13 protein-coding genes are annotated in these 13479 nt (G+C 58.7%); 9 read left to right on the forward strand and 4 right to left on the reverse strand.

The features are described 5' to 3' along the window. Positions 1 to 57 precede the first annotated feature (57 nt). Complete coding sequence (puuE, locus tag B9Z44_RS10510; RefSeq protein ID WP_108402404.1) at positions 58 to 1041, reverse strand: allantoinase PuuE; 984 nt, start codon at positions 1039 to 1041, stop codon at positions 58 to 60. 27 nt (positions 1042 to 1068) lie between these two features. Then, entirely contained in the window at positions 1069 to 1737 is a 669-nt protein-coding gene (locus B9Z44_RS10515; protein WP_108359234.1) for a GntR family transcriptional regulator, read from the reverse strand. Between the two features lie 106 nt (positions 1738 to 1843). Between B9Z44_RS10515 and uraH the strand changes: the two genes are divergently transcribed. From uraH to modC, 9 genes are all read left to right on the forward strand, one after another. Next, complete coding sequence (gene uraH, locus B9Z44_RS10520; RefSeq protein WP_108402405.1) at positions 1844 to 2200, forward strand: hydroxyisourate hydrolase; 357 nt, start codon at positions 1844 to 1846, stop codon at positions 2198 to 2200. Between the two features lie 93 nt (positions 2201 to 2293). After that, complete coding sequence (xdhA, locus tag B9Z44_RS10525; RefSeq protein ID WP_108402406.1) at positions 2294 to 3766, forward strand: xanthine dehydrogenase small subunit; 1473 nt, start codon at positions 2294 to 2296, stop codon at positions 3764 to 3766. Further along, positions 3767 to 6124: a xanthine dehydrogenase molybdopterin binding subunit gene (gene xdhB / locus B9Z44_RS10530; RefSeq protein WP_108402407.1), complete on the forward strand. Its 2358-nt coding sequence runs from the start codon at positions 3767 to 3769 to the stop codon at positions 6122 to 6124. A gap of 45 nt (positions 6125 to 6169) precedes the next feature. After that, positions 6170 to 7042, forward strand: a complete 873-nt coding sequence (gene xdhC / locus B9Z44_RS10535) for a xanthine dehydrogenase accessory protein XdhC (RefSeq protein ID WP_108402408.1) — start codon at positions 6170 to 6172, stop codon at positions 7040 to 7042. 104 nt (positions 7043 to 7146) lie between these two features. After that, positions 7147 to 8367 (forward strand): D-amino acid dehydrogenase, encoded by a 1221-nt coding sequence (locus B9Z44_RS10540; RefSeq protein WP_108402409.1) that lies wholly within the window; start codon positions 7147 to 7149, stop codon positions 8365 to 8367. A gap of 180 nt (positions 8368 to 8547) precedes the next feature. Next, the gene (locus B9Z44_RS10545) at positions 8548 to 9765 is read left to right on the forward strand and encodes a urate hydroxylase PuuD (protein WP_108402410.1); all 1218 of its coding nucleotides are present in this window, start codon (positions 8548 to 8550) and stop codon (positions 9763 to 9765) included. 9 nt (positions 9766 to 9774) lie between these two features. Further along, positions 9775 to 10536, forward strand: a complete 762-nt coding sequence (modA, locus tag B9Z44_RS10550) for a molybdate ABC transporter substrate-binding protein (RefSeq protein WP_108402411.1) — start codon at positions 9775 to 9777, stop codon at positions 10534 to 10536. Positions 10537 to 10545: 9 nt separating this feature from the next. After that, positions 10546 to 11250, forward strand: coding sequence for a molybdate ABC transporter permease subunit (gene modB / locus B9Z44_RS10555; protein ID WP_108402412.1), 705 nt, complete (start codon positions 10546 to 10548; stop codon positions 11248 to 11250). Then, a complete protein-coding gene (modC, locus tag B9Z44_RS10560) occupies positions 11247 to 12335 on the forward strand; it encodes a molybdenum ABC transporter ATP-binding protein (protein ID WP_108402413.1) in 1089 nt (362 codons plus the stop codon). The genes modB and modC overlap by 4 nt, the downstream gene beginning before the upstream one ends. 3 nt (positions 12336 to 12338) lie before the next feature. On the opposite strand, the gene B9Z44_RS10565 is transcribed toward modC, so the two are convergent. Together B9Z44_RS10565 and B9Z44_RS10570 are read right to left on the reverse strand one after the other, a co-directional pair. Further along, positions 12339 to 13079, reverse strand: coding sequence for an LrgB family protein (locus B9Z44_RS10565; protein WP_108402414.1), 741 nt, complete (start codon positions 13077 to 13079; stop codon positions 12339 to 12341). Further along, entirely contained in the window at positions 13072 to 13422 is a 351-nt protein-coding gene (locus tag B9Z44_RS10570; RefSeq protein WP_108402415.1) for a CidA/LrgA family protein, read from the reverse strand. The genes B9Z44_RS10565 and B9Z44_RS10570 overlap by 8 nt, the downstream gene beginning before the upstream one ends. Positions 13423 to 13479 lie beyond the last annotated feature (57 nt).

Here is a 13479-nt window from a genome sequence, read left to right on the forward strand (position 1 = left end):
GTTGTCCTGCTTAGGTGTGAAACGATGCGAAAGTGTTGACGGTGTGCGGTGTAGCCATCAGCTGCCGCTGTAGGGATGCACTTGTTTCCAGTGGCGCGCGATGTCGATGCGGCGGGCCACCCACACACGGTCGTGTTTGGCGATGTGATCTAAGAACTTTTGCAGCGCCACGATGCGGCCTGGCTTGCCCAGTAAACGGCAGTGCATGCCGATGCTCATCATCTTGGGGGCGTTGTCGCCGTTGGGGTCGCCTTCGGCGTACAGCGCGTCAAAGCTGTCACGCAAATACACAAAGAAGTCTTCCGCTTGGCTAAAGCCTTGGGGCAGGGCAAAGCGCATGTCGTTGCAGTCAAGGGTGTACGGCACAACGAGTTGGGGCACGACGTCGCCATTGGTTTTTTGGACCTTCATCCAAAAGGGCAGGTCTTCGCCGTAGTAGTCGCTGTCGTATTCAAAGCCACCGTGGTCGGCCACGAGGCGGCGGGTGTTGGGGCTGTCGCGGCCGGTGTACCAGCCAGCGCCATGAATGCTGTTGCCGTGCGTCGTGCTTGTGAGGCGTTCGATGATGTCGACGCCTTTGTTCATGTGCGCACGCTCGGTGGCTTCGTCGGTGGTTTGGTAGTTGATCCAGCGGTAGCCGTGGCAGGCAATTTCGTGGCCCAGCTCCACAAACGCGGCGGTGAGTTCGGGGTGGCGCTCCAGCGCCATGCTCACGCCAAACACGGTGAGGGGCAGGCCGCGTTTTTCAAATTCGCGCAAGATGCGCCACACGCCCACGCGTGAGCCGTATTCGTAAATACCTTCCATGCTCAGATGGCGGTCGGGAAAGCTAGGCGGGTTGAACATCTCGCTCAAAAACATCTCGCTGCCCGCGTCGCCATGCACCGTGGCGTTCTCGCTGCCTTCTTCGTAGTTCAGCACAAACTGCACCGCAATGCGGGCTTGGTTGGGCCATTGCGCGTGTGGCACTTGGCGGCCGTAGCCCACCAAATCGCGGGGGTAGGCGGCGGTGCTGTCGTAGGTGGCGTTGGGGTTTGACATGCAGTAACTCCGTATTTGAATAGCCGCTTAGGCCAGCGCCATGGCGATGTCGTTGCTGGGCACTTTGCGGTCGAGGGCCAAGCCTTCTTCCACGTTGCGCAAATGCTCGTCCATCAGCTTGACGGCCAAGTCTTCGTCTTTGGCGGCGATGGCTTTCAAAATTTCGGCATGCTCGTCGGCCGAGTGTTCGGCGGCATTGCTGCTCTGGTACATCAAGGTAATCAGGGCGCAGCGCGAAATCAATTCGTTCAAGATTTGCGCCAATACCTGGTTGCCCATCAGCTCGGCGATGCGCACGTGGAAGTCGCCCAGCAGGTCGGTACGGCCCGGCACATCGCCCCGGCTAACCGCAGCCTTTTCTTCGGCGACGTGTTCTTTGAGGGCTTTGATTTGCGCGGGTGTCACGTGGCGTACAAAGCTGCGCGTCATCTCCGCTTCAATCATGCGTCGCACGGCAAATACTTGACGGGCTTCATCGGAAGAGGGGGTGGCTACAAACGCACCGCGTGCTGGTTCCATCCGAATGAGTCGTTTTTGCACGAGTTGAAACAGCGCTTGGCGGATGAGGGTGCGCGACACACCAAAGTGGTCGGCCAGTTTTTGCTCGGCCAGTTTGGTGCCGGGGTGCAGACGGTGCTCCACAATGGCTTTGGTGAGGGCGTCCACAATGCTTCGGGTGGCGGTTGAGCTGTCCATTTGAGGTCTCCGGCAAATTCACTTGAGCCCATGATAGACCCAAATGGAAAAATTGTATACACTTTCAGTCGACCAAGTCGGTCGCTAACCATTTTCGGAGCATTTCATGGGATTGAGCACACATGTTTTAGACACCATGCACGGCGGCCCCGCAGCCGGTATGAAAGTGTCGCTGTTCACCACCACCGATGACGGCCAAGCCACCTTGGTCAAGTCGTTCACCCTGAACCACGATGGCCGCAATCCTGACGGCCTGCTGTACGACAACGACAGCCTGAAAAAAGGCACCTACCGCTTGGTGTTTGACGTGAAGGGCTACTTTGCCGCTAAGAAGGTTGAATTGCCTGAGCCTAATTTTTTGAACTTGGTGAGCTTGGATTTTGGGGTGGCCCACACTGACCAGCACTACCACGTGCCCTTGTTGGTCAGCCCTTGGAGCTACTCGACCTACCGCGGGTCTTAAGTTTTTTTGTATACGAAGCGGCATACCTGCTGCAGATTTGGGGTGCAAGTCACTAAAATCTAGGTTCTTTCCCAGATTCCCACACCCCACACCATGACCCAAGTCACCAACACCGTGCGCTTTGTGCTCGACGGCCAGATCGTTGAAGCCCAAGGTGCCCGTCGCACCACCACCGTTCTTGATTACCTGCGTGAGCAGCTCCACCGCACCGGCACCAAAGAAGGTTGTGCCGAGGGCGACTGTGGTGCCTGCGTGGTGATGGTGGGTGAACTCAATGCCGCTGGCACGGGCGTGGACTATGTGGCCACCAACGCGTGTATCCAGTTGCTGCCTTCGCTCGACGGCAAATCCATCAAGACGGTGGAAAGCTTGAAGAAGGCCGACGGCACGCTGCACCCCCTGCAAGACGAAATGGTGAAGTGCCACGGCTCGCAGTGCGGCTTTTGCACACCTGGCATCGTGATGAGCTTGGTCAACTTGGTGCAAACCAACACCTCGCCCGTGCGCCAAGAAATCACCGACGCCCTGAGTGGCAACTTGTGCCGCTGCACAGGCTACGCGCCCATCATTGACGCTGCGGCCAAGGCTTGCGAGAAGAAAGCTGCTTTGAAAGTGGACGACAGCGCCGACTTGCCGCTGCTCAAAGAAATCAAGCGTGCCAGCACACCGACCATGAGCCTGGAAGGCGACATCATCGTGCAGCCTGTGGTGCGCACCCGCAAGGGCAATGAGTTTGTGTCGCCCGCCACCTTGGCTGAAGTGGCCGATTATTTAGTCAAACACCCCACCACCACTTTGCTGGCAGGCAGCACTGAAATCGGTTTGCAAGTGAACAAACAGTTCGCACGCCCAGACCACATCATGTACTTGGGCAACGTCAAAGAACTGCGCCAAGTGGCCGAGACCGACAAGGTTTGGCGCATTGGCGCAGCGGTGTCGCTCACCCAAGTCGAAGCGCTGGTGTCTAAGGCTTACCCAGACTTTGCCGAAGTGCTGCGCCGCTTTGGTTCGCCCCCCATCCGTTCTACTGCCACCTTGGCGGGCAACATTGCCAACGGTTCACCCATTGGCGACTCCATGCCTTGCTTGCTTGCGCTGGGTGCCAACCTGGTGCTGCGCCGTGGCGAGAAGACACGCAACGTGCTGCTGGAAAACTTCTACACCGGTATGAAGAAAAGCGTGCTCGAAGCCGGTGAGTTCATCGAAGCGGTTGAGTTGCCCAAGCCTGTGGCGGGCCAAGTGTTCCGCGCCCACAAGGTGAGCAAGCGTTTTGAGCAAGACATTTCTGCCACTTGCGCGGCCATCAGCTACACCCTCAAAGGCGGCAAACTGGCTGGCGTGAAACTGGCCTACAACGGCTTGAGCCCATTCCCAGCGCGTGCGCCCAAACTTGAAGCTGTGCTTGAAGGCAAATCACCAGCAGATGTGAAAGCCGCCGACTTGGATGCCGTGATTGCTTCTAGCTTCACCGCCCGCGACGGCTTGCGTGCCACATGGGCGTATCGTGCATTGGTGGCTCGCAACTTGGCTTTGGAATTCATCGAAGAACAGAAAGAGGTGGCTTGAATGAACGCTCCTACCGCACTCAAAAACCTGCTGCCTGTTTCAGGCGTTCAGCAAGGCACCGACGTCGTTCATGAGTCCGCGCACTTGCACGTGACCGGCACGGCCACCTACATCGACGACATCCCTGAGCACGCAGGCACTTTGTACGCAGCGCTCATCTTGTCGCCCGTGGCGCACGGCGAGCTGATCGGCGACGGCATTGACCGTGCAGCCATCCTCAAAGAGCATGGCGTCGTAGCGGTTTACACCGCCAAAGACATCCCCGGCGAAAACAACTGCGGCCCCATCGTGCACGATGACCCGTTCCTCGCTGCAGGCAAGGTCGAGTTCATCGGTCAGGCCGTGGCCGTGGTCGTGGCGCGCGACATGCTTTATGCCCGCGAAGCTGCACACAAAGCCAAAGTGTTGGTGAAAGAACTCCAGCCCATCTTGACGGTGGAAGAGGCGATGGCTGCCAACAGTTTCATCATGCCCGCCAAAGGCATCACCCGCGGTGACGCGGCTGCCGCCATTGCCAATGCACCTCACAAAATCAAAGGCACCACACGCACCGGCCAGCAAGAACAGTTCTATCTGGAAGGCCAAATTACCTATGCAGTGCCCAAAGAAGACGGCCAGCTCACGCTGTACGTGTCAACCCAGCACCCCGACGGCAACCAACGCGAAGCCGCGCACGCCCTGAACCTGCACACCAACGATGTGGAGGTGATTTGCCGCCGCATGGGTGGTGGCTTTGGTGGCAAAGAAGGCAACGCCAGCATCTTCAGCCAAAGCGCTGCACTCGCCGCGCACAAGCTGAACAAGCCCGTCAAGCTGCGCGTGAACCGCGACGACGACATGACCATCACCGGCAAGCGCCACGATTTCCGCATCGACTACGAAGTGGGTTTTGACGACAACGGCCGCGTCTTGGGCGCAGACATCACGCTGATGTCTCGCTGCGGTTACAGCACCGACTACTCAGGCCCTGTGAACGACCGCGCTTGCCTGCACATCGACAACACTTACCACCTGCCTGCGCTCAAGCTGGTCAGCCACCGCTGCAAAACAAACACGCAAAGCGCCACCGCTTTCCGTGGTTTCGGTGGCCCACAGGGCATGTTTGGCATCGAAACGGTGATGGACGAAATTGCGATGACTTTGGGCAAAGACCCCTTGGAAGTGCGCAAGCTCAACCTCTACAAAGACCCGGCCATCAGCGGCACGCCCGACACCATGACCACCCAATACAACCAGCTCATTGAAGACTGGGTGGGTGACAAGGTGATCGACCAGGTCGAGCGCGAATCCAACTACGCCGAGCGCCGCGCTGCGGTGCAAGCCTTCAACGCCAAGAGCAAAACCCGCAAGCGCGGTTTGTCGCTCGTGCCTTTGAAGTTCGGCATCAGCTTTACCGCTACCCATTTGAACCAAGGCGGCGCGCTGCTGGTGATTTACATGGATGGCTCTGTCAGCTGCAACCACGGCGGTACCGAAATGGGCCAGGGCCTGAACACCAAGATGGCGCAGGTGTGTGCCGATGGTTTGGGCATCAGCGTGGACAAAGTGCGCATCACCGCCACCGATTCGCAAAAAGTGCCGAACGCTTCAGCCACATCCGCTTCGAGCGGTGCTGACATCAACGGCGCGGCCATCATGAACGCCACGATGCAAATGCGTGAGCGCTTGAAGCCAGTGGCGGCCCGCATGTTGGGTTGTGCCGAAGGCGATGTGACTTTTGCGAACAACGAAGTTCACGGTGGCGGCAAAGCCGTCAAGTGGGCTGATGTGACCAAACAAGCGTGGCTCGACCGCGTGGGCTTGTCTGTCACGGGCTTTTACATGACGCCCGAAATCAAATACGACTTCACCACACTGAACGGCCGTGCCTTCTATTACTACTGCTACGGCGCTGCTGTGAGTGAAGTGGAAATCGACACCCGCACCGGCGAGTGGTGGCTCAAGGCCGTGGACATCGTGCACGACGTGGGCCGCAGCATCAACCCCGCATTGGACAAAGGCCAGATCGAAGGCGCCTATGTGCAAGGCATGGGCTGGCTCACCATGGAAGAGTGCATTTGGGACAAAAAGGGCAAGCTGCTCACGCACGGCCCCAGCACCTACAAAATCCCAGTGGCGGGCGATATTCCAGAACACTTCAAGGTGTCTTTGTTTGAAAACCAGAACAACAAGCCCACACCGTTCAACAGCAAGGCCACGGGCGAGCCACCTTTGATGTTGGGCCTGTCTGCCTTCTTCGCCTTGCGCGATGCAGTGGCCGCCAGCGCCGACCACAAAGCCGTGGTGTACATGGATGCCCCGGCCACGCCCGAGCGCATCTTGATGGCGTGTGAAGCAGCGAAAGCGGCAGCGGTTTAACAGCTGTTCCTTTCAGCTGTCATTGCCTGCATCGCTAAACCCTTTGTGCCACGCCACACCGCTGAGCTATTGAACCAACTCCAACATGCCGATGGCGTGTTGGTGTCGGTTGACAGCGTGCAGGGCTCAGGCCCGCGCGAGGTGGGTGCTTGGATGGCGGTGTTCCCGCAGACTTTGGTGAACACCATTGGCGGCGGGCATTTGGAGTTTCAGGCGATCACGGAGGCACGTGCTTTGTTGTCTAGGCCTGCGCATATCAATTCCTCTGATAATGCTGCGCCGTCTGTCAACGGCAATGTCGCAGCACCCCTCACCCACGAAGACAATGCCCTCACCACGCGCTACGCCCTAGGCCCCGCCTTGGGCCAATGCTGTGGCGGCGTGGTGCATTTGAAGTTTGAGCGCATCAGCGCTGCAGACGCACCGGCACTCAAACAACGCTTGTTGGCCAATGGCCAACCGCTCGCACTCTTTGGCGGTGGCCATGTGGGCCGTGCCTTGGTGAACGTGCTCAGCACCTTGCCCTACAACGTGCAGTGGGTCGACAGCCGCGACGAAATTTTCCCTGCGCAGTTGCCGCCCAATGTGGTGTGCGAGCACTCCGACCCTGTGCATGCGGCCGTCGCCGACCTGCCCAGCGGTGCGAGCGTGCTGATCATGAGCTTCAGCCACGCCGAAGATTTAGACGTGGTGGCTGCTTGCCTCAAGCGCCAACGCCTGCACGGCGATTTGAAGTTTGTAGGCCTCATCGGCAGCAAAACCAAGTGGGCCACGTTTCAACACCGCCTCGAAGCCAAAGGCTTTACTGCCGACGAGTTGGCTTTCATCACATGCCCGATTGGTGTGAGCGGCATCAAGGGCAAAGAGCCCGAAGTCATTGCGGTGTCGGTGGCGGCACAGTTGCTACAGCAACGCTGAAGTTTGTATGCAAGGGGCCCAGCCCCATTTTTAGAATGAATTGAACAAGGCATGCGTATTGCATGGCTCATTTCAGTTGCTCACGTTCTAGAAAAGGCCTGCACATGAAAACAATCGCCATTGTCGGCGGCGGCATCACGGGTATCACCACTGCGTATGCCTTGGCCAAGCGCGGCTTTGCCGTGACTTTGTTTGAACGTCACCGCTACGCCGCGATGGAAACCTCGTTTGCCAACGGCGGTCAGCTCTCGGCCTCGAACGCCGAGGTGTGGAACAACAGCGCCACCATCCTCAAAGGCCTCAAGTGGATGCTTAAAAACGATGCACCACTCCTGGTCAACCCCGCACCGACTTGGCACAAATTGTCTTGGTTTGCCGAGTTCATCGCCGCCATGCCCCATTACGAACGCAACACCATCGAAACCGCGCGCTTGGCCGTGGCCGCGCGTGAACACTTGTTTGAATGGGCCGCAGCTGAGGGCATCGACTTTGACCACAAGCGCGAAGGCATCTTGCATATTTACCGCGACAAAAAAGGCTTTGACCACGCAGGCAAGGTGTCGGTCATGTTGGCCAAAGGTGGCTTGCCACGCCGCGCGGTGACGCCTGCCGAGATGACAGCGATTGAACCCACGTTGGCAGGCACGTATTACGGCGGCTACTTCACCGAGAGCGATTCAACGGGCGACATTCACAAGTTCACCCATGGTCTGTCGTTGGCTGCCGCACGCTTGGGCGTGCACACGCTGTACGAGCAAGACGTGACGCATATCAGCACCAACGGCCAGCAAGCCGTGGTCATGGTGGGCGAGGGTGCAGCCCAAACCGTGCACACCTTTGATGGCGTGGTGGTGTGTGCCGGTGTGGCCAGCCGCCATTTTGCGGCGCAGTTGGGTGACCGTGTGAACATTTACCCCGTCAAGGGCTATTCCATCACCGTGAACTTGCGCGATGAAGCCAGCCAGGCGGGCGCACCCAATGTGAGCTTGCTCGATGACGAAACCAAGCTCGTCACCAGCCGTTTAGGCGTGGACCGTTTCCGTGTGGCGGGCACGGCCGAGTTCAACGGCATAGATCGCGACATTCGTGATGACCGCATTCAGCCGCTTATCCGCTGGGTCGAGGAATGTTTCCCCAACATCAACACCCGCTCGGTTGTGCCTTGGGCGGGCTTGCGCCCCATGATGCCCAACATGATGCCGCGCGTGGGCAAGGGTGTCGCGCCCAATGTGTTTTACAACACAGGCCACGGCCACTTAGGCTGGACTTTGTCGGCCATCACCGCAGACATGGTGGCCGGTGTGGTGGCAGGGGCCATGCCATAAATGCCGCTAGGGTTTGCCCCGAAACATTCAGCTTTGTTTGGCGACAAATTTTGTATACACTTTGCATCACCTGTCGCAGCGGAGCAGGGCGGTCATCAGCCCTTGTTCGCGACCCTCGTGTCATTCACAGCGCCCGCAGTGGTGAATGGCAACTTTGACTCAAAAGACTGAGGTCTCGACATGGATGCATATTTCTTAGACTGGGCCAACTTGCTGTTGCGTTGGGTGCACGTCATCACCGCCATTGCATGGATTGGCTCATCGTTTTACTTTGTCTTCTTAGACAACAACCTCATCAAACCCAACTCACCCGACCTGCTGGAAAAAGGCGTGGACGGTGCCATGTGGGCGGTGCACGGCGGCGGTTTTTACAACCCGCAAAAGTACATGGTGGCGCCTAAGAAGATCCACACCAAGTTGCATTGGTTTTACTGGGAAAGCTATTCCACGTGGCTCACAGGCTTTGGCTTGTTCACCGTGCTGTATCTGTGGAACGCGGGCACGTTCTTGATTGACAAGTCGTTGATGGACTGGTCGCCTGCGGCAGCCATCACGGCGGCACTGAGTTTCTTGGTTGCGTTTTGGTTCATTTACGACGCGGTATGCCGCGTGTTTGGCTTCCGTGAAAACGGCGAACGCATTGTGGCCCTCACCATGATTGTGGTGGTCGCATTCGCAGCTTGGCTGTCGTGCCAGTTGTTCGCGGGCCGCGCTGCCTTTTTGTTGGTGGGCGCGATGATCGCCACATCCATGAGCGCCAATGTGTTCTTCTGGATCATCCCCGGCCAACGTAAGGTGGTGGCCGCCATGACTTCGGGCGTGGCGATGGACCCCAAAGAGCTGGCCACGCACGGCAAGCGCGGCAAACAGCGCAGCGTGCACAACACTTACTTCACGTTGCCCGTTATCTTTGCGATGCTGAGCAACCACTACAGCTTCCTCTACACCTACGAAAACAACTGGGTCATCTTGGTGATGATGATGTTGTCGGGGGCGTTGATTCGTCAGTTCTTTGTGCAACGCCACGGCTACCACTTGGGCCGCGCCAAGAACCCGCTGCCGTTCGCGATTGCGGGCGTGGTGATTTTGCTCAGCGTGATTGTGTGGATGCGTCCTGCGCCTTCGACCTCTGCTACCGCCGCTGTGAATACAGCCCCAGTGACCTACGCCGAAGTGAGCCAAGTGTTTGCGCAGCGTTGCTACATGTGCCACGGTGAACAAGTGCAAATGAAGAATGTGCGCTTTGACACGCCCGAGGGCGTCAAACAGCATGCCTTGGGCATTTACCAACAAGCGGTGGTGACCAAGCAAATGCCGATGAACAACGCCACGGGCATCACGGAAGACGAGCGGGCTGTGATCAAGCGTTGGTACGAGGCTGGAGCTGCGCTGAGATAATCAGCGCCTATGAAATTTCGTTTGATGCTGGCTTTCGCCAGCACTCTTTTTTGTGTTGCGGCTCAAGCCGGTGAAGTGACGGTGGCGGTCGCCGCCAACTTCACCGCCCCCATGCAGAAAATCGCCAAAGCGTTTGAGCAAGACACGGGGCACAAAGCCCAATTGGCATTTGGTGCCACCGGCAAGTTCTACGCCCAAATCAAAAATGCTGCGCCGTTTGCGGTGCTGTTAGCGGCTGATGACGAAACCCCTGTACGTTTAGAAAAAGAAGGCTTTGCCGTTGCTGGCACACGCTTCACCTACGCCACGGGCCGCTTGGCGTTGTGGAGCAAGCAGCCCCATTTGGTGGACGAGAAGGCCGAGGTGCTGCGCAGCCACAGCTTTGAAAAACTCGGCATACACAAGATTGCCATGGCCGACCCCAAGCTCGCCCCCTACGGCGCAGCGGCGATGGAGGTCATCCACAAAATGGGTGTGCAAACCCACGTGATTCCGAAGTTGGTGCAAGGTGAAAGCATTGGCCAGACCTACCAGTTCGTCAGCACCGAAAACGCACAACTCGGGTTTGTCGCCTTGTCGCAAATTTCAGTTGATGGTCGCATCACCCAAGGCTCCGCGTGGGTCGTGCCGCAAAGCATGCACACACCACTCAAGCAAGATGCTGTGCTGCTCAATGCAGGCAAAGACAATGCTGCCGCACACGCGCTGTTGAAATACCTGAAAGGCGACACCGCCAAAGCCATCATCACCCGCTACGGCTACGCCCTGTAAAGTGTGGGCATGAATTTAAGCGCCGAAGATTTCCAAGCCATTGCGTTGACGCTGCAACTCGCCAGCGTCACCACCGTGCTGCTGCTGTTGCTGGCCACGCCGGTGGCGTGGTGGCTGGCGCACACGCACTCGGCTTGGCGCGCGCCTGTAGCCTCGCTCGTCGCACTGCCCTTGGTGTTGCCGCCCACGGTGCTGGGGTTTTATTTGTTGGTGGCGCTTGGGCCCAACGGCCCGATTGGCCAGTTCACGCAATGGGCGGGCTGGGGCACATTGGCGTTTAGCTTTTGGGGCTTGGTGTTGGGCTCGGTCGTGTATTCGCTGCCGTTCGCTGTGCAGCCACTGGTCAACGCGTTTGAAGCGATGGGTCCGCGCCCGATGGAAGTGGCCGCCACCTTGCGAGCCAGCAAGTGGGATGCTTTCTTCACCGTGGCCGTGCCTTTGGCCAAGCCCGGCTTTGTGATGGCCGCCATGCTGAGCTTTGCGCACACGGTGGGCGAGTTTGGTGTGGTGCTGATGATTGGCGGCAACATCCCCGACAAAACGCGTGTGGTGTCCACCCAAATCTACGGTCATGTTGAAGCGATGGAATACAGCCAAGCGCATGGCTTGGCCGGTGTGATGTTGGTCTTTTCGTTTGTGGTGTTGTTGGGTCTGTCGTGGTTCAACCGTCGACCTCATCGTCATGCCACGCGACATCCAAAGGCGAGCGCATGAACATCCACTTGCAGCTAGACCTCGCGCGTGCCGACTTTGATGTGTCGGTCGATGTGCTGTTGCCCGCGCATGGCATCACCGTCATTTATGGTCCCTCGGGCTGTGGCAAAACCACCTTGCTGCGTTGCGTCGCTGGGCTAGAGCCCTCGGCGCGTGGCGTGGTGCAACTGGGCCACGAGGTGTGGCAAGACGATGCAAACCATGTGCGCCTGCCCACGCACCAACGTGCCTTGGGTTATGTGTTTCAAGAGGCGTCGTTGTTTGACCATTTGGATGTGGCAGGCAACTTGGCCTATGGCCACCAACGTGCTGAAAAGCAGAGCCGCAACGCGATGAGCCAAGCCGTGGTGCAACAAACCATTGAGCTGTTGGGCATCGGCCACTTGCTCAAACGCCGCAGCCACGAGCTGTCGGGCGGCGAGCGCCAACGCGTGGCCATTGCCCGCGCCTTGGTCACGCAGCCGCGCTTGCTGTTGCTCGACGAACCTTTGGCCGCGCTCGACCACGCGCGCCGACAAGAGGTGCTGCCGTGGTTAGAAAAGCTGCGAGACGACCTCAACATTCCCATGCTCTACGTCACCCACGCTGTGGACGAAGTAGCCCGCTTGGCCGACACACTGCTGGTGATGAACGCAGGTCGTGTGCAAGCCAACGGCCCTGTGGCCGAAGTGCTGACCCAAGCCGAACTGCCCGTGGTGGTGGGCGAAGATGCAGGCGCGTTGCTGACCGGCATCGTGTTGAACATCGACAGCCAATGGCACTTGGCCCAAGTGGGCTTTGCCGGTGGTGCGCTGTGGGTGCGCGACAGTGGGTTAGTGGTTGGCCAAACCGTGCGCCTGCGCGTGCTGGCCCGCGACGTGAGCGTGACTTTGCATGAGGCCACTCACACCAGCATTCAAAACCACGTGCCCTGCGTGGTGGACGCCATCACGCCGGAGGCACATCCGTCACAAGTGCTGCTGCGTTTGCGTTGTGGCGACACCGTGCTGCTGGCGCGCGTCACGGCGCGTGGGGTGTATGAGCTGGGCTTGCAGGTGGGCATGCCTGCGTGGGCGCAGGTGAAGTCTGTCGCGCTGGTCAAGTAAGCGTTAAAACCACCAAGCCACCGCTTGCGGAATCACCACCGCACCCACAATGCCGTGCAAGCCCATACCCAGGCTGGCGTAGGCGCCTGCTTCGGGGTGTACGCTGAAAGCGCGTGAGGTGCCTATGCCGTGTGCCGCTACGCCTAAGGCAAAACCGCGTTGCCACCATGCGGTCGCGCGCAAGGCATCCAACACGTAGCGGCCCAGCACGGCGCCCAAGATACCGGTGCTCACCGCAAAGATGGCGGTCAAGGTGGGCGAGGCTTGCACGCGTTCGGCAATACCCATCGCAATGGGCGCGGTGACCGACTTGGCCACCAAGCCGCGCACCAACGATTCGTCCACACCCAACCAACGCGCCATGCCCACCGCGGTGAACACCGAGGTGACGCCGCCCGCCACCAGCGACAGCAGCAACACGCCCATGCGGCCCTTGAGCGACGCAAAACCTTTGTAGATCGGAATGGCCAGCGACACAGTGGCCGTGCCCAGCAAGAAGTGCACAAACTGCGCGCCCTCGAAATATTTGGCATACGGCATGTCGAGCACGCTGATGCTGAACGTGACCACCACCACCGCAATCAACACAGGGTTGGCCAGCGGGTTGCGCTGGCTGCGCTCGTACAGCGTGAGGCCCAGCAAATACGCGCTCAGCGTCAGCACCAAAGCCAGCAGCGGGCTGCCCGAGAGATACACCCAAATTTCAGAAATCGGCGGCAGGTGCGTTTGAAATTCATTACTCATGCGTCGGCTCCTTCTTGGCCAACACCTTGAGTAAACCCGCCGTCACCGCCACCGTGGCCACCACGCTCACCACCAGCGCCGCGCTGATGGCCCATGCGTTGGCCTGCAACACGGGCAAGTAAAGCACCACGCCCACCGACGCGGGGATGAACAACAACCCCAAGTGCTGCAGAACGCTGCCGCCCACCAAATCAATCGCCGCAGGCACGTGACCGCGCACGCTGAGATACGCCAGCAACAACACCAAGCCCAACACAGGGCCAGGGATGAAGGGTAGGGCGAACTTAGACACCAGCTCGCCGAGCGCTTGAAAGATGAAGAGTTGAACGAGGCCTTGAATCATGACCACAGTGTAGACAACACAAGCTATGACATTAAGTTAAAACAGTTCAACCCAACG

The organism is Limnohabitans curvus (assembly GCF_003063475.1).
GTDB classification, from domain to species: domain Bacteria; phylum Pseudomonadota; class Gammaproteobacteria; order Burkholderiales; family Burkholderiaceae_C; genus Limnohabitans; species Limnohabitans curvus.